The organism is Proteiniphilum sp. X52 (assembly GCF_003712195.1).
Classification (GTDB): Bacteria; Bacteroidota; Bacteroidia; order Bacteroidales; family Dysgonomonadaceae; genus Proteiniphilum.
In genome coordinates, this window is record NZ_RDSD01000025.1 from 1 (window position 1) to 17,673 (window position 17,673).

The 17,673-nt window shown below is 49.6% G+C and carries 7 protein-coding genes and 1 pseudogene; 4 read left to right on the forward strand and 4 right to left on the reverse strand.

Features of this window, described 5'->3' with window-relative positions:
* From D7D25_RS15185 to D7D25_RS15200, 4 genes and pseudogenes are all read right to left on the reverse strand, one after another.
* A pseudogene (locus tag D7D25_RS15185) lies at positions 1-562 on the reverse strand (hypothetical protein); the annotation flags it as partial.
* 95 nt (positions 563-657) lie between these two features.
* Positions 658-1,038 carry a hypothetical protein gene (locus tag D7D25_RS15190; RefSeq protein ID WP_255417339.1) on the reverse strand — a complete coding sequence of 127 codons (381 nt, stop codon included), beginning with the start codon at positions 1,036-1,038 and terminating at the stop codon, positions 658-660.
* Between the two features lie 19 nt (positions 1,039-1,057).
* Positions 1,058-7,729 (reverse strand): RHS repeat-associated core domain-containing protein, encoded by a 6,672-nt coding sequence (locus D7D25_RS15195; RefSeq protein WP_122969781.1) that lies wholly within the window; start codon positions 7,727-7,729, stop codon positions 1,058-1,060.
* 22 nt (positions 7,730-7,751) lie between these two features.
* Positions 7,752-8,180 carry a T9SS type A sorting domain-containing protein gene (locus tag D7D25_RS15200; RefSeq protein ID WP_122969782.1) on the reverse strand — a complete coding sequence of 143 codons (429 nt, stop codon included), beginning with the start codon at positions 8,178-8,180 and terminating at the stop codon, positions 7,752-7,754.
* A gap of 563 nt (positions 8,181-8,743) precedes the next feature.
* On the opposite strand from D7D25_RS15200, the gene D7D25_RS15205 reads away from it, so the two are divergent.
* From D7D25_RS15205 to D7D25_RS15220, 4 genes are all read left to right on the forward strand, one after another.
* Positions 8,744-11,395 (forward strand): glycoside hydrolase family 2 TIM barrel-domain containing protein, encoded by a 2,652-nt coding sequence (locus D7D25_RS15205; RefSeq protein ID WP_122969783.1) that lies wholly within the window; start codon positions 8,744-8,746, stop codon positions 11,393-11,395.
* A gap of 178 nt (positions 11,396-11,573) precedes the next feature.
* Positions 11,574-14,402, forward strand: a complete 2,829-nt coding sequence (locus D7D25_RS15210) for a TonB-dependent receptor (protein ID WP_122969814.1) — start codon at positions 11,574-11,576, stop codon at positions 14,400-14,402.
* 39 nt (positions 14,403-14,441) lie between these two features.
* Complete coding sequence (locus tag D7D25_RS15215) at positions 14,442-16,046, forward strand: hypothetical protein (protein ID WP_122969784.1); 1,605 nt, start codon at positions 14,442-14,444, stop codon at positions 16,044-16,046.
* 25 nt (positions 16,047-16,071) lie between these two features.
* Positions 16,072-17,628 carry a hypothetical protein gene (locus tag D7D25_RS15220; RefSeq protein ID WP_255417340.1) on the forward strand — a complete coding sequence of 519 codons (1,557 nt, stop codon included), beginning with the start codon at positions 16,072-16,074 and terminating at the stop codon, positions 17,626-17,628.
* Positions 17,629-17,673 lie beyond the last annotated feature (45 nt).

The window sequence follows — 17,673 nt, forward strand, 5'->3', positions numbered from 1 at the left end:
CCTGTGTGGAAGGATCCCTGAGCCGCCCCCAGGCGTCGTAACTCAATTCCTGTTTCAAAGAACCATCCGCATTGGCTATATGGGTAATACTTCCCAGATAGTCTCTGCAAATGTAGTAAATTTTCCACACACCCGCTTCTTTCGTATAAACTGCCGGAGCGGAATAAGCGTCGCCACCCAAGTAAAGCCGCTCGATGTTGTTCTCCACATCCAGTTCGTATTGTTTGCCTATGTAGTATCTTGTCAACAGCGCCGTCGCACCTTGCGCCACCTGCATCTTCACCCTTTCTCCTCCGGCATTGTAAGTAAATGTTGCGGTAATACCGTTTTCCGTGATGTTGTTGGGGCGCTGATACGAAGTGTAGGTGACACTTTGCTCCCTTACGGGCACCGCTGTTCCCGTGGGGGTAAGCAGAGTTACCTGATAGGGCTTGGCCGTATTGCCGTAGGCCATTGTTCCCACCCCCGGCATGGAGGTGATGTTGCCGTTTTTTGTTTTGGATGAAAATAAGTTTGGATCGGGAAAGCTACCCCGCCGCCGCGGGACAGCTGTTGGCGTCATCTTTATTGCAGTTAAAAACTGACAGTATTTTGGGCATAAGTTACCCTACATTAAACCTGCGCCAAAAGTAATTGTAGAGATATTATCAAGGCAATTTACTTGCACGAAAAATCAAAATAATAGTCCTCTTTTGTTGTAACAAATAATACTCCGTCTTTTGGGACATTGGGAATGTTTTTTTTCTCAGCGTCTACTTTAGAAATTAGTTTTATACTCTTCAAATTCGCAAATTCAAATCGATTTCTAAAGCAATTCACGTTCTCTTCCTCTCTGATTATTAAGTTGTTTAAAATCAACAAAGGATGAATATAATGACAATCTATACCTGCCTTCTGGCGTTTCTCAATATTTTTATCATTTATTAATGGATAAATAATGCTCGGACTACCAGAAGAAACTATAATGCTGTCGGCATTCTGACCAATCATATTTGTAACATTAACCATCAAAAATATAAAAATAAAAAAACTCTTCATGATTTTTTCATTTGTTTAATTACCACCAATACATCGGAAAATATCTAAACATGAAAGCATTATTATTGCCTGATGTGGTAGTATTATAATAATAAAAACTGTTTCTATCAATCAAATATTGATTTCCCCCGAAATAGTTTGCTACTCCATTCATATCCCCCGGAGAAGGTCCCTTGACCGTTGTCACTAAAGATAAAGCATTTGTTTTACTTACAATATCATCAACATTATTTACATAATAATCAACTCCTCCTCTTGCCCAATGAGTGTGATATGAAGCAGCAACACCGCCATCGTTATTAGCGGCATTAACCATTCCTTTTGTAAAATTAACCCTTAAGCTGTGTCTGTTTTGAGAGGGAGCTCTTATTACATTACCATTTTTTGTCAGTATTCCACCATATTCTTTACGCCAAAAACGAGAACGCTGATAATCCGCCTGCATCGTTTTAAACTGTTTATATGTCACTTGATGATCATTTATTGATAAGTTGGCTTGTTTGTAGGCAATATAAGAAGTTAACTCATAAGTTCCATAAGACAATGCGCCACCGATCAGCATAGAAATACCTATTTGTTGTAAATTACCACCGTTTAAAGCTGCATTTAAACCTGAGCTTGAGGATCCGCCAGCAACTGCACCCCAACCGCCACCAATAGCAGATCCTATTCCGCCACCTACAAAGCCCGAGATCGCTCCAAACGCGGCACCCTTCAACATTGCCCCGCCATTCCAACCTGTTGCCAGTCCATTAAATCCGGCACCACCTACTGCTCCGGCGGCAGCACCTGCCCACCAAGCCGCACCTCCTAATGCGCTCACACCAGCTGCGGCTCCTCCGGATAACCCTCCAATTGCAGCTCCACCAGCAATATAACCAAACATTTTCCACCCAGTAGCACCATGAGCCTTGCCTATTTTGTAACCTGAGTATCCTCCTATTGCCGCACCTATTAAAACGGGTATGAACCAGACAAGTTCTCCATCTTGATCAATATAGCATAACGGATTGTTGAGTGCATAACTGTACCTGTTTAAGTTCTGCGTGAAGTCCGGCATCTGCACATACGGGTCGGGACTTAAGAACCTGCCTAACGCAGGGTCGTAGAGCCGGGCATTCATATTTACCAGCCCGAACCACGGCAGGTGCTCATGGCCGGTGTAACCGCGCCCAAGGAACAGCGTCGGCTCGCTTCCCGGTGCGTAAGCCGCCTGTGTGGAAGGATCCCTGAGCCGCCCCCAGGCGTCGTAACTCAATTCCTGTTTCAAAGAACCATCCGCATTGGCTATATGGGTAATACTTCCCAGATAGTCTCTGCAAATGTAGTAAATTTTCCACACACCCGCTTCTTTTACGTAAACCGCGGGGGCGCTGTAGGCGTCGCCGCCCAGATACAGGCGTTCAACATCCGGAGTGGAAGTGCCGTGTGCCTGCACGTCAATTTCGTATTGCTTTCCCATGTAATAGCGCGTAAGTATTCTTCCCTCATTTTGTTCCACGTGCATTTTCACCCTGTCACCGCCAGCGTTATAGGTAAAGGTGCAATATTTGTAATTTTCCGAAATAGTATTGGGTCGTTGAAAGGAAGTGTAGCTTATGTGCTGTTCCCTTACGGGCACCGCTGCGCCTGTGGGTGTAAGCAGGGTTACCTGGTAGGGCTTGGCCGTATTGCCGTAGGCCATTGTTCCCACCCCCGGCATGGAGGTGATGTTGCCGTTGGCGGCGTACGATATGGTTTGGTTACCCATGCTGCTCAGACGGTTGAGGTGGTCATAGCCGAACGTTTCGGTTATGTTTCGGGTGTTGTCCGTCCGGCTGAGTAGGTTGCCCCTCTGCACGTCGAAGTTATAGGTAAAGCTCTGGATGCTGCCTGCCGCACGGCTTGTGGGCATCCCGAAGGCGGTGTAACCGTAAGTCCGCGCCATGGTGCCGGTGGTGGCCTTTGTGGGTTGCCCCAGGGCGTTCTCCTCGGTCAGTCGCCAAATGCTTGTGGCATTGTTCAGCTTTATTTCGGTGTTGTGACCATAAGCATACACAAAGTTCTCCGTCCCGATGGTGCCGTTTTGCGAAGTGTATTGCACGCTCGAAACATTGCCGGCCGCATACGCAAAGGTCTTTTGCAGCCATTTGCCGTCGGGGGCGTTTTCCCGGACGGTGGCGGGGCGGTCGTAGCTGTCGTAAGTGAACACCGCCGACGTTCCGTTGGTGGATGTCTCGCCGGTGAGCAACCCGTCGGTATTGTACGCGTAGGTTGTGTTGAACTCCGGCCGGTTTATGTTGGTCACCCTCCCGTGCTTGTCGGAGACGGTGGTTACGGTCTTGCCGTTGGCGTCGGTGACGGCGCGGGTTCGCACGCCGGCGGCGGTGTGGCTTTCGGAGAAGGTCTGCGTTCCGGCGCTGGGGTCGGCGATGGATGTCTGCCGGCCGAAGGCGTCGTACCCGAAGGATGTGACCACCCCGCCGGGAGCGGTGATGGACGAGGGTTGCCCGTCGGGGCGCAGCGTGTAGGTGATGGTTCCGCCCGGATCATTCACGCTGACCAAGGCTCCCGAAGCGTCGGTGGTCTTGGTGGTGGCGATGCTGTCGCGGGTCTCCGTGACGCTCAGACCGTTGTAGCTCCACGCGGTGGTTTTGCCGGATGCCCCGGCAAGTTGGGTGGGGCGGTTGTAGACGTCGTAGGAGTAGGTGTCCCAATATGAGGGCGACGCGCCTTTGAACGGGAGCGACACCTTCTCCAGCCGTCCCCTGTTGTCGTAAGCGTTGTCCACATACTGCCAGCTGCCGTCGAACCGCTGGATGCCCTCGCGCGCTTTGCGCCCCGCGGCATCGTAGTGGACAACGGTGGACGGTTGTCCGGTAACGGTTCGGGTTACGGTATATACCCCCTGTCCTCCCCATGCCGGGGTGGCGGTCTCCACCACGCCGTCGGGACTTGTGGCGGATATCATCTGACCCCAATCGTCAAACACACGGGTGGTTTGCCTGCCCTTGTGGTCGGTGACGGCGCGGGCGTTGCCGTACTTGTCGTAATTGGAATAGGTGGTGGTTTGGTTCAACGCGTTTTTAGCCGTGGCCACATACCTGCCGGACGAGTCATAGGTGTACGTTGTCCCCAGAAACTCGGTGACATTGTACGGCGCCGATTTTTCGCTTGTCACGTTGCCGTTCGCGTCATAGGTCCATTGTGTTTCTCCGGTTTTGTTTGTCCCGCTTGCTCCGGCAAATGTTTTTTTGCTCACAGGCAGCCGGGTGGCGGTATCGTAAGAAATCTCTTCCTTATCCACCCATGAGCTTCCGCCCCGGGTGCGTGTCACGGTTTTCACCAGCGGCTGGCCTGAAATGAACCGGTCGGAAGTGACCGAAGTATAGTAGGTTTGCGTGGTGACGACAGTGAGCGCCGAACCCATGTTCTGTGTGACCTGCGTGGGATTGTTATAGGCGTCGTACTGGTAATTTCCGGATGTCCACACATTCCTGAGCTTGTCGTTTTCCGACGTCGAAGTCACCCTCGGGTTCGCCTGCTTGTTGCCCTCCTCGTTGCGCGCGTAATAATAGTAGCTGTCTTTCAGGGGTGAGGAAACCTGGGTGGTCACACCGAACATTTCGGGATTCCTGGTTTCCACCGACTCCATGTTCAGCATGTAGTCCATGGTTTTCACCTTTTCGAAGCCGCAGAAACCAAGCCCCTGCTGGTGGATGACCGCCCCGTGGTAGGTATAATACTGATTGCTTACATAACTTCCATAATTAGGCAAAGACACGTATGCGGAACTGAGCAAATTCAGGGGAAAAATGGAGGAAGCATACGGATAATACCGGGATGTGGTTGAGGGAATGTAGTTTCCGCCGCCGGCCATATTGGAATAATAATTCTGATGCGTGGCACCGTGACTGTCCGTCATGGAGGTGAGCAGATTGGCCTTGCTCTCGTCCTTGGTAAAATCCACGGTGTAAATCTCAGCGTTCTTGATACAGACCAGATAGCTTGAATTGTAGTAATTGACCGCGTTCGACGGCATAAAATCGGAAGTGCCCGAAGTCACGGTAATCGGATTGATTGGAGTTGTGCCTTGAATGACACCTTTGGAGTTCAAATACAATCTGGCCTGCGTGCCCCTGAGTTGTACCAGATCCGAGAGTCCGTCCCGATTCATGTCTATGACGATGATTTTATCTCCGTATTCCGTATTTACTATGTTTTGATAAGTGGCGGTGAACCCCTTCCCGGTATTGATATAACATGTCCAGGTATTGCCGTTGTCCACGTATCCGAAATTTATTTCGGTCATTGTTATCGGGCCATGATTGGGGCAACAAAGCCCTTGCCCGGGAGAGGGGTTGTAAGGGTCGTAATTGCACGACTGCAGTTGGGAGGCGCACTCCCTGCAACTGGCGTAATAAGGATTCTGTTCATAAAAGGATTGCAGGTTCTGGTTACAGTGCCGGCAATGGGTTCCGTAATAGTCTGTTATGGGCTCGTGCCCCCCGCAGAAAGGGCAATGGTGGGGAGCCCACACGGGGATTTCCACATACTGCGTGTTTTGATAGGATTCATTGGGGGGCACCAGGATATCCAGTTTGCCGTCGGCGTTCAGGTCGCCGAATTTGACGTTTTTATTAAACACGTAGCGGGGGACTGCCGATGAACCGTATTGCCATGTAAAGCTGTTGCCTGAAAGCCCGTAGACGTTATAACCCGAACTGCTTGCATGACAGAGTTCGGTTTTCGCATCGCCGTTCGCGTCAAAGGTGTGGACATACGTGTCCTCGTAGGTGGAGTGCGAAAAGAGGGTGTTTTCGCTCAGAAGGCTGCCGGCATTCAAGTCTATGAGCGCGAAATAGGAAGTGCGGTCCTTGTTGTCGAACGTCTTGTTGTGTGAAACGCTCAACAGCTGTGCCTTGCCGTCTCCCTTGAAATCGCCGAAGTAATAGCTTCTTGATATCGGACTATAATAATAATCATCGCTGTTCACCACCCCTTCTACCTGCACGGTAAATGTGCGCGTGGTATAGCTTGTCCCGGTTGTAAGGGTGTAAACGGTAATTTTAAGAATGGTCTTGGAGCCCGATGTTCCGTTGAAATTCACTTTCACGATCTCGTCCACCCCGTCGCCGTTGACGTCCACCGCGTTGATGGCTTGGAAGCCGGATTCCGCCGTGATGGATATGGGTTCATTGTAAAAATCCAGATTGGGCACAACCAGGATAGTCTGGTCGGCCGGATAGGTGCTGCCGTAGAGGTAGGCATACACATAATGGAACGGCACCCATCGGCGGCGGGCGGCCAGCAGGCCGTAGGTGGAAAACTTCCCGGGAAAAGTGATCATTCCGTCGCCGAAACTGTTTTTCCGGAACTTCCCCCGTATGAACTGCATTTTATTGGCCGGACTGTTGTTGAAATACTGCGCGAGAAACCCGTACAGGCTTTCACTGAACTGGCCGTCGGACATATACGAGGGATAAAAATCGTACCCGAACACCAGCGGGTTGAGCGAGCTTGTGCCCGAGGAACAGTCCAGGCGGGTAAGCCGGTTCACCTGGCCGGACAAGGTGTGGGTCAATGTGTACGTCCGTATTTCCTGTCCGCTGTTGTAGGAGACAATTTTCTTTAAAAGTTGGTTTTGTGAAAGTGGGGTGTTTGACATGTATGCCGTGGTGAAGTCCGCGCGGGAGACATATTCAAACCGTATCTCGGCGGGATGCGTGGTGGTTTTGCTACCGTATCTTATTTTGCTGATAAAATACATGTTTCCGGAGGAGAGATATTCGAAATCCATCCTGTATCCCTTCATGTCCACGAAGGAAGTGAGGGGATAGAAGATCCGGGTTGTCGTATTGCCGGGGAACCCGAAGGTGGCTTTGCTGCCGTCGGGAAACAACGCCTCGAAACACGCGATATGATTGCCGTACATTATTTTTTTGACCAGTGTGTATCCCTGCGCCGTTTCATAATGGTAACCGGGCGCGGCGCCGTTATTGTTGGCGACCAGCCGGGTGCCGTCGAGCGAGAACACGCAGTTGGCCGGATTGGAAATATCGGCGGGTGCCGCGACACCATCATAATGGATGGTCTTGTTGGCCACGCTGATGGCGGGTATGCCGGACACGCTCCATCCGAAACCCGCCATTGAGTTTTCCGCTTGGCTGTTGTAGCTTAAGGTTACTTGCGGGGCGGAAGAGGCTACCGTGGCCGTGAGGATGGGGATGGTGATGGTTTTCCCGCCCGAGGGGGTTACTCCTTCATCGAAGGGAATCTGTCCCACCGACTTTCCCGGGTCGATGGAGCGGACCGTGACGTTGGCGGCCATCTGCCGGCCTGGTTCCCCATCGGGTTCATCCGGTTCACCTTTCCGGACGGTCGCTTTTTTGACGCGGGCGTTTACGGCCGAATTTGCCGTGTAGATCTCACCGAAATCGAACGCTTCATAAATAAAATGGGTGATTGTGTCTCCCTTTCCGGTTATTTCCACCCGGGTCTTCACATCCTGCCGCCTTTGGAGGCTTTCCGCCATGGCTCCGGGGTTGAAGAGGGTGTCTTTTTCCTGTATGCCGGGAGGTGGAACCGTGGGGCGGGCCGTGCTGTCGTTGCCGGTTTGCGCGAACACCCATGCGTTGGTCAAGAAAAGGAAAACGGTTCCCACACGCAAGGCCGCCGGCACTGGCCTCATGAAAAAATCAAGGTGTTTCATAGCTATTGTGTGTTTTCGAGGGTTATTGTTTGATGATTTTCCAACTGGTGGGCCGTCCTTCCAATTGGATATTCAAGATGTAAATGCCTTTGGGGTATCGGCTCATGTCAACGCGGGTGATTTCTCCCGTTATCCCGCGCCGGACCAGCATCGATCCGCCCAGGTTGAAAAGCGAATATTCTCCCCGCATGGATTGCTCGTATCCCGTGATGGAGATGGTCAGTTCGTATTGTACCGGATTGGGGTAAATCTTCACCCGCTTTTCGGCCAACACCTCTTCAAAGAATACCGAATCGGTTTGATTCACGGTGGCGTCGGCGCCGCGTGTGCCCAAAACAATGGTGCGGCTCGTGCGGTTTCCCGCAGCATCGTACGCGTAAGAGAGTTGCTGCTGCGCTTTTATGGTCAACGCGGGCAACAGCAAAACAAGAAATAAGATCAGTCTTTTCATGATGCGGTTTTGTGAGTTAATAATGAAAAATCTCTTCTCGGTTAAGCGTTTAGTAAATAAACAGGCTCAATGGGTGGGGTAATGTGATTTCAATAGGCGCCCTCCTTTCTTTTTTTCTCAATAAATGGTTGACAATAAGTTTTTTGGTGAGTTGTGTTTTATCCGGGATGTCACAGGCAGGGAACCCAATCCGTCCCCCCGTTGGCGCGCATGCGATCCAACTGTTGAAAGGAGCCCTATTATTAACCAAGCGTTTTTCATCATTCATCGGGTACGACAGGTTGCCATATAACACCCATTATTCTCGCAACAAATATACGGTATTGTCACAAAATAATCAAGAAAAAATCCATTCATTTGAAGGGGCAGCATTGAAATTTTGTGATACCAGCTTCTGGATTACAATGCCATGGGCGAGGCGATTAAAGAAGTATCGCTGAGATGCCGAATTTTTTTTGTGTTGTATCTATCAGGTTCACTTCGTAACATAATTCCACTTTTTGGTAACATTTCAACCACCCGGGACGGTTTGTCTGGCGTAGTTTTGCGTCAAAAAAAACAGGATGACGCGTCAGTGTGTGTTTATTTTTGGAATCTGTTTTTCCCTGGTTACAAATATCGTTGGACAAACTGCTGTTGAGGGACGTCAAAAAATCAGTTTTAATTCCGGGTGGTTATTTTCAAAAGGAGACAGGGATGCCTCATTACCCGATAGGGCAACTCTTGGATGGCAGTCAGTGCAATTTCCCCATACATGGAACGACAAAGATGTGCTGGCCGATGGAGAACGGGGTTATTACCGCGGTATCGGTTGGTATAAGAAGAATTTTCGTCTTCAACCGGAAGAGGGGAAGAAGTACTTCCTCCGTTTTGAAGGAGTGAATCAGGAAGCCGAGATCTTTGTAAACGGGAAAGCCGCCGGGAAGCATATCGGCGGTTATTCCGCCTTCAATATAGAGCTCACTCCTTTTCTTGATCCGTCAGCAGAGCAGTATATATCTGTAAAGGTAGATAATAGTTTTAATGAAAATATCCCTCCCTTATCCGCCGATTTCACCTTTTCCGGAGGAATATACCGGCCGGTACATCTCATAACCACCGGAGAACAACATTTCAGCATGTCCGATTACGGCGGCCCGGGAGTGTATGTCTCCACGCCACGGGTAACCTCCCAAAATGCGGATGTGCATATAGAATACCATTTGGAGAACGGAAATGCTTATGATCAGGCATTGACCATCGAGACAATTATCCAGAAAGAGAGCTCTTCGGCACTGGCAAGGAAAAAAACAACCGTGATTGTTCCCGCATTACAAAACAGGACTGTGGAGGTAATATGCCCTGATATCGGCGGTTTTGAACTGTGGAGCCCGGATAACCCTGCCATGTATTATGTGGAGAGCCATCTTTTCAAATCAGGCGAATTGGTGGATAATCTCACACAGCCATTTGGTTTCAGGTGGTTTCACTTTGATCCTGAAAAAGGGTTTTTCCTTAATGGCGAGAATCTCAAGTTGATGGGGGCCAACCGTCATCAAGACAGGATACCTTATGGTAACGCGTTAAGCGACGATATGCATAGACAGGACATGCGACTGTTGAAAGATATGGGGGCCAACTTTCTTCGGACGGCTCACTATCCTCAGGCAACCGAAATACTGGATAACGCCGATCAGCTTGGATTGCTGGTATGGGAGGAGATCCCGTTGGTAAACGAAGTGACCATCAGTCGCGAACACGATGAGAATGCGGAGATGATGTTAAAAGAGATGATCAGGCAGCATTACAACCATCCCTCGGTGATTATCTGGGCATATATGAATGAGATCTATTGGGCGCACCGCTTCAAACCCGAAGAAGAGTTGCCGGCCAGAAACCGGGCCACGCTGGCTCTTGCCCGGAAACTTGAAGATCTTGCCCGCGAGCTTGATCCCTATCGTTATACAGCCATGGCCATGCATAATTACCCGGCGTATGAAGAAACCGGGTTGGGCGATATTCCCATGATTGCCGGCTGGAATCTCTATCACGGATGGTATTATGGCAACCATGAAGATTTCGGGAAATTCATGGATGAACAGAGGTTGAAATATCCGCGACGGATCCATTTTATCAGTGAATACGGAGCCGGTTCCGATGTGAGGTTGTATTCCGAAAAACCGGAGAAGTTCGATTTCACCATCGAAGAGCAGATCAATTTCACGCGAGCTATTACCAGGCAGATCCTTGACCGTCCCTATATTGCCGGGGGCGCGTTGTGGAACCTGATTGATTTCAGTTCCGAAAGGCGGGTCGATGCCACTTCCCATATAAATAATAAAGGATTGGTCACCGTTGACAGAAAACCAAAGGATGCCTATTACCTTGTGCAGGCAATGCTCTCCGAAAAACCGGTATCGGAATGGGGCTATTCTTTCCGCCAGCAATGGGTACATGCGGCCGTATCTCCTTCCGACACGTTGGTTCCGGTGCGGATGTACGCATTTTCCAATCAAAAGACCCTTTCTTTGTATGTGAATAACCGGTTTTCAGCGGAAAGTGAGGTGAAAGACGGCATGGCCGAATGGTTATTGTGCCTTCCTCCCGGAAAACACCTTTTGTCGCTGGGACAAAACAGCACATATACGCCGGAAAAACGGATAGAGACAACACTCATCCCATTCCATTTGAAGGATGAACCGACACTCGATATCGCGATGAATCTGGGAGTGAATTACGCTTTTATCGACAGTCGTACCGGCCTTTACTGGATTCCCGAACGGGAGCATAGGAGTGGCAGTTGGGGCATCATCGGAGGCAAGCAACTTTATATAGGTGATAAGGTGGGGACTAAGGAAGATATTCTTGCCGCGGACGAAGAAGATCCCCTTTACCAGACCATGCGGGTAGATCCTTCGGAATTCAGGGCTGATGTCCCGGACGGCACCTATGAGATAGAATTGCTGATGGTCGATTATGTGAGAAAATCAAGGCGGTTCGCCGATGAGGATAAAGAGATCACCTATGAACCGGGGAGGCGCGTTTTCGGAATATCCGTCAATGGCCGAGTGGTTGAACAAGCCATTGATATGGGAGGAAGTTACGGATTGAATGTCCCCTACCGGTTGGTATTCAGGCATACTGTGAAAGATAATGCCGGGTTGTCGATACAATTTCATCCGTTTAAAAGAGAACCTGTGGTTAGCGCGATACGTATTCGTTCTGTCCGGTATTGACCCGGTAGACAGGCGATCAATAGTCTGTTTTACAGCCTCCTGGTGATAAATGTAACATAGTTCCACTTTTTGGTAACATGGTTAAGGGTTGAATGGATAAATTAAGAGTATTTTGGCGCACTGAAATAATATATAGAAAAATGGAGGTTGAATCGCAATTTTGAAGAAAGATAATCGTATGAAAAACAATCTAATTCTTGTGATCTTGACAATTGGTTTTACGGTCATGCAAATGTCGGCACAGGCTCAAACCTATGAAATTCAGGGTCGGATTCTGGATGATACCACCAGTGAACCCTTACCCGGGGCAACGGTGTATGATAATGCGAATTACAATGGGACGGCGACCGACCTGGAAGGCCGTTTCCGTCTGGCAAACCTGAAACCGGGAAAGACGGTGCTTGCCATATCCTATTTAGGGTATGAGACAGTGGAAAAAGAGGTGAATATGCCAGCCGATGACAATACGGTGGTGGATATTCGTCTTTCTCCCCAAGACAAGGTGTTGACCGAGGTGATCATTATGGGCAGTTTTGAGGGACAGCAGCGAGCCTTGAACCAGCAAAGGGCGGCCGATAACATAAAGAATATCGTGTCAGCCGACCTGATCGGGAAATTTCCCGATAAGAATGTGGCGGAAGCCTTGCAAAGGCTCCCGGGGGTAAATATCGCCAGGGATAAAGGAGAAGGGTCGACGGTGAGTATACGCGGCACGCCCCAGCATTTTACCAATATCAGTATCAACGGTGAGCAGTTGGCGTCCGTGCAGCAAAGCGGGACAAGGACCGAGGCGTTAGACCTGATCCCGGCGGACCAGTTGGGCTCTATCGAAGTGACAAAAGCTTTGACCTCCGATATGGACGGAGACGCTGTCGGGGGCAACATTAATCTGAGGACTCCTACCGCCCGTGCCAATAAGTTGCAGATCAGGAGTGACGCCGGTTTGGGATTCAATGATCTTTCGGGAAAATTGAATTATATCGGCAAGCTACAACTCAGCCAACGCTTTTTTGCTGACGCGGGCAATCCGCGGGGACGGCTTGGCTTGTTGGCAAGCGGCAGCTATTATGGCAATAACAATTCCGAAGATCGCATGGATGCTACCTGGTCGGGAGTGAGGAGGCCGGTGGAGATGGTCAACGAAAGCCTTATCATGCCGGAAGACTTCCAGTTCCGGAAAACCGAAAACAAACGTACGCGGGTGGGAACGACTTTTACCGTGGATTACAAGGTGAAAAACCACGAGATTATTTTTAATTACATGTACAACTATCGTGAAGACGACGACACGCGTAACCGCCTGCGGTTCGATTTCAACCGCAGCAATTCGGAATGGATCACACACGATAGTATGCGGAACGGAAGAATACGCAGGGATATCAATTTGTGGAACGAAATAAAGAGCAACCACAATTTCAATCTCGAGGGGACGCATACTTTGAGCAGTTGGGTGTTGGACTGGGGACTTTTCTATACCAATTCGAGAAGGGATCACACAAGTACCAGAGGGGATTTCTCATTGGATGGCGTTACCATTGTGGCTGATAACAGCCGGGGAATCATGGATGAAGTGCCACAACTCAGGCCGGTTTATCCGCTGGATATTAAAAATCCCTTGTTACTGAACGATTTCAGGAGATATGAAGAGGATATGGAGACTACCGACGCATCCAACATGGTTGGTAAGTTCAATGTCAGAAAAGATTATATATTCAGTGATTATAGCGGGAATTTTAAGTTCGGCGGCAAAGCGAGAAGCGTAACGAATGATAAGTTCCGCAATAACCGCGTGCTCTCTTTCTTTGATCCCAATCAGATATTAAATAGGGAAGAGGCGTTCGCCCATGTGGCCAGGAATACCGAACCGGTCGATTTCCTTCACGGGAGATACGAATATGGCCCCAGAGTCGACAAGGAGAAATTCCTTCACTATATGGATACCTATAGAAGGCTCCTTGTAGAGGCGGATGACTCATGGGATGCGGAGCGATTGTCGAAAAACGATACTTATGACGCGAGGGAGAATGTCTATGCGGCCTATCTGATGAACCGCGTGCAACTCAAGAAATTCTTATTGATCACAGGGTTGAGGTACGAGTACAACGATGTGAATTATAACGCCTTCGATGTGAAAAGATCGGGGACGAACGTTGTGGCTACTCCCATAAGCGGAGGAACCAATTATGGTTACCTCTTGCCCAGTGTCCATGTGAAATATGGTCTGGATCAACTTACCAATATCCGGCTGGCCTATACCCATTCGTATGGAAAGCCCAATTTTGTGGATATTGTGCCCTTCATTAACTATGATGCCGACGCGGCACGGCTTTTTATCGGAAACACCGATCTCAAACCGTCGCTTTCGAAGAATATCGACCTGATGTTTGAAAAATACGATCGCGGCGGGGGAATCATATCCGCGGGGTTTTTCTACAAAGAGATGAACCGGTTCCAGTTTACAAGGATCGTCCCTTCGCTGACTGAAGACTATCCGGGATTTCCCCAAACGGCGGGATTTGAGTTCCGGCAGGAACAAAACGGGGAAAGAGCCATTGTATATGGTTTCGAGTTGAACTTTATGCAAAAAATGGATTTTCTTCCGGGCGCACTCAAAGGAATAAGCACCTATCTGAACTATACCTTTACCGGTAGTGACGCCAGTACGCAGGACAGGAGCAATATGCGTTTGCCGGGACAAGCGATGCATACCGGGAATGCCGCTTTGTCATGGGACTATAAAGGTTTCTCCTCCAAGGCAAGCCTCAATTATAACGGCGCATACATCAGATCTGTTGCCAGCAACGAAAACGATGATATCATGCAGGATGACAGATTCCAGCTAGACCTTAACCTGTCTCAACGGATTACAAAAAAAATCAGCCTGTATGCCGAGTTTGTGAATATCACCAATTCACCCTCGAGACAATACCAGGGATATAAGCACCAGGTCTCGCGCCTTGCTTATTTCGGATGGTGGACGAGATTCGGAATCACTTACAGGTTATGAAATGTGTCATTGGAAAAATAAAAAATTAAAAACGGAAAAATGAAACTCAAATTATTATCACTGTTCGCTGTTTTTTCAGTGGTCATGGCCGGATGTGAGAGGGAACGGGAGATCGAGTTGCCGGAGGCCACCATATCCGTGGAGAATTATGCCGGAAATGCCATCATACAGGAACCGTCGGGAGAGGTGGAGTTGCACATTGTTTCCCGCTCGCTTGCCGGTGTGAGAAAGATCGACGTGCTGGTCGACGGATCTGTGGTGGAAACGATAGAGACCGGTGACCTGTTCACCCATGATTATGCTTACACCTATAATGTGCCGGCAAACGCGAATAGGGGCGATGAAATTCAACTTGTATTCACCATGGAAGATAAAAACGGGCGTACCGTTTCCACACCTGTGATCACCATAAAGGTGGAACAGCCGTTTAACATTACTGACTTTACCCAGGGAGGCAATACATTCCGCAAGATCCATGGAAGGGTCAATAAAGACCTGACTTTCACCAAAGAGCACAAATGGTTGATAGACAGTATTGTGAGTGTGGATCAGGGAGCGACGCTTACCATTGAACCCGGTACGGTTGTCTACTTCAGGACATTCTCCAATAATGACAGGGTAAGTTTGCTTTCCATTATGAGGGGAGGTAGGATAATGGCCGAAGGGACACGTTCCGAACCGATTGTTTTCACAAGCGATAAAACGCTCTCCGGCAATGCCGCGCGCGGAGACTGGGGCGGTTTGGCGATCCATGGCTTTGCGCCCACCAATGCCGGAACCACAGTGATCCGTGACGGCTTCAGATATGGAGGAACAGTGGCTTCCGATAATTCCGGGAGGCTGCGTTTTGTCCGGATTGAATATACGGGGAAAAGGGATCGCCATGCCTTGCAATTATTTGGTGTGGGAAGCGGGACAACTGTTGAGTACATCCAGTCTTACGAATCATATAACACCGCTTTCCGTGTGAGGGGAGGACGGGTTTCCCTGAGGTACATTTCGGGTATCCAGCATGGCGGTTACGGCATCTGGGCCGATGAAGGATGGCAGGGAAACGGACAGTTCTGGGTGTTCCAGACAGATATCAAGGCAACGCTGGTTCCCGTCAATTACTGGAACCAGGCGAGATCCATCGAGTTCAGGAATGATGATTCGTTTTATGAAAAGCAACCGCGCACTACTTTCAGGCTGAGTAATATTACCCTGATCGGGAACGGATATGCCGAGGGGACAGATTCCGGCACCCGCCGCGGAATAAGGATACGGACCGGTTCACAGGGACTTCTGCATAATGCCATTGTCACGCAATTCCCCAGTGATGCGGTACGGGTGGAGGACCTGCCCATCGAGTCACTGGGAACTACCACCCTTATAGACAACATGCATTCCTACGGCAATTTTGCCAACTGGGGGCAGGAGGCCCAGGATCACTTCTTTGAGAGCGGTCTCTATAACCTGAACGAAACACCGGTTGCGGGGATTTCCCTCGACACCTTTACCGGAATTGTAGACAGTCCTTATAATCCTACATCCATGGGTAGTTGGTTCACCAGTGCGCCCTACATCGGCGCGGTCGATCCGCGGAACGACTGGACGGCAGGCGGGACATGGTTCAGAAATAAAGATGGATCTTTCAGACAATGAATTACTAAAACTCAAATAACAGATTATGATGACACAAATGAAAAAACAATCATTGGCAATTGCCCTGTTTCTTTTCCCGGCAATATTTATCGGAATATCTTCCTGCCGGGATGACAGTCCAAAATTCGCCACTCCGGAAATAGCCGTGACGGGATCAGATTCCATAGACCTCTCTCCGGGAGAGACAGTCAAGATATCGCTTGCCCTGAAAGGGGACGGTGGGGCAAAATCTGTGGTGGTCATGAAAAACGGGGGTTTTCTGAGGGAATATCCTGTTCATGCTACGGCTACCGAATTTGTATATACCACGGAAGCTGTTCCCGGAGGTCTTAGCGAAGGGGATGAGATACGATACGGTTTTATCCTGACCAACAACGACAATGTGGACAGTCCGGAAATCCCGTTTGTGATTAAAGTGGCCCTATACGGCAAAGTATCGGTGGGAGATGCCGAATTATATAACCTGAATATAGGAACGGACGGTATTGTGTCGGCCGGGACGGAGATCACATTGATCAAGAATAGGAATTATTTTGTGCCCGGGCCGCTCACGTTCGAACCCGGCTCTGTGTTAAAGATTGAAGAAGGAGTGTGGCTATATATGAATGCCGGTGCGCAGTTCCCTGCCGGTATCGAGATCGGGGGCGAAGCCTATATTCAAGGGACGGCTGTGGATCCTGTGGTTATGACCAGTTCCAGGGTGCTTACACCTGATAATCCGGCGGAACCGGGCGACTGGTCGGTATTCCGGTTGACCGGCACAGGAGAATCGTCGAATAACGGAAAAGTGAGTTATCTGCGCATAGAATACGGCGGTGACCGGGCTTTCAGGCTCTCGGATGTGGGTGAAGCCACAGAAATCGATCATGTGCAAGTGTATAAGTCCGAAGGAGAGGGATTTATGATCACGGACGGAAATGCGGGTCTGAAATATATCGTTGCCACAGATTGCAAAGGCGGTTCTTACAGGTTAGGCGATAAATATGCCGGTAAAATGCAGTTTGTTGTTTCTGTTAATTCGGAATATTTTGCTGAGAACGACGATTTTGCCATCCGTGAAGATGCCGCGCCAGTGATATCCAATGTTACGCTCTTGGGCGCGGGAAGCGGCCTGGGTAAGAATACCCACGGTATGCGTATGAGGGCCAATGCCGCGCCGAAAGTGTATAATGCGGTGATTGCCGAATTTCCCAGGAGAGGCCTCAGGGCGGCTGACAATGTGGAGATCACCGACCTCGACGGGCGGGCCGTATTTGCCTATTCTTATATATTCAACGTGCCCCGTGACCCTTTCCGTGATCTTGCCAAAGCTTTTGCCGGCACATTCAACGCCGACGGCACCATCGCGACCAATCCATTCCATAATAATGTGACAAACCTTACCGGTGGTAACTATACGCTCAAATCGATCCCCGGCATCGGCATAGCGGACTTTGTCCCCGACGCGGAACAGGCAAGCGAATTCAATCCCACTTCGTTAGGGTCCTTCTTTGCTGCGGCTCCCTTTGTGGGGGCGGTAAAAAACAGCAATGAGGACTGGACGAAAGGGTGGGTGAAAAATCCCGACGGGTCAATCAGATAAAAAAACTACCTTTGCAGATACCTCCGGCCTGATAAGGGCCAGGTA

Bases quoted from the DNA above. Each gene is read 5' to 3' on its own strand.
- D7D25_RS15210 (WP_122969814.1), top strand. From the start codon at position 11,574: ATGAAAAACAATCTAATTCTTGTGATCTTGACAATTGGTTTTACGGTC.
- D7D25_RS15195 (WP_122969781.1), bottom strand. From the start codon at position 7,729: ATGAAACACCTTGATTTTTTCATGAGGCCAGTGCCGGCGGCCTTGCGT.
- D7D25_RS15190 (WP_255417339.1), bottom strand. From the start codon at position 1,038: ATGAAGAGTTTTTTTATTTTTATATTTTTGATGGTTAATGTTACAAAT.
- D7D25_RS15205 (WP_122969783.1), top strand. From the start codon at position 8,744: ATGACGCGTCAGTGTGTGTTTATTTTTGGAATCTGTTTTTCCCTGGTT.
- D7D25_RS15220 (WP_255417340.1), top strand. From the start codon at position 16,072: ATGATGACACAAATGAAAAAACAATCATTGGCAATTGCCCTGTTTCTT.
- D7D25_RS15200 (WP_122969782.1), bottom strand. From the start codon at position 8,180: ATGAAAAGACTGATCTTATTTCTTGTTTTGCTGTTGCCCGCGTTGACC.
- D7D25_RS15215 (WP_122969784.1), top strand. From the start codon at position 14,442: ATGAAACTCAAATTATTATCACTGTTCGCTGTTTTTTCAGTGGTCATG.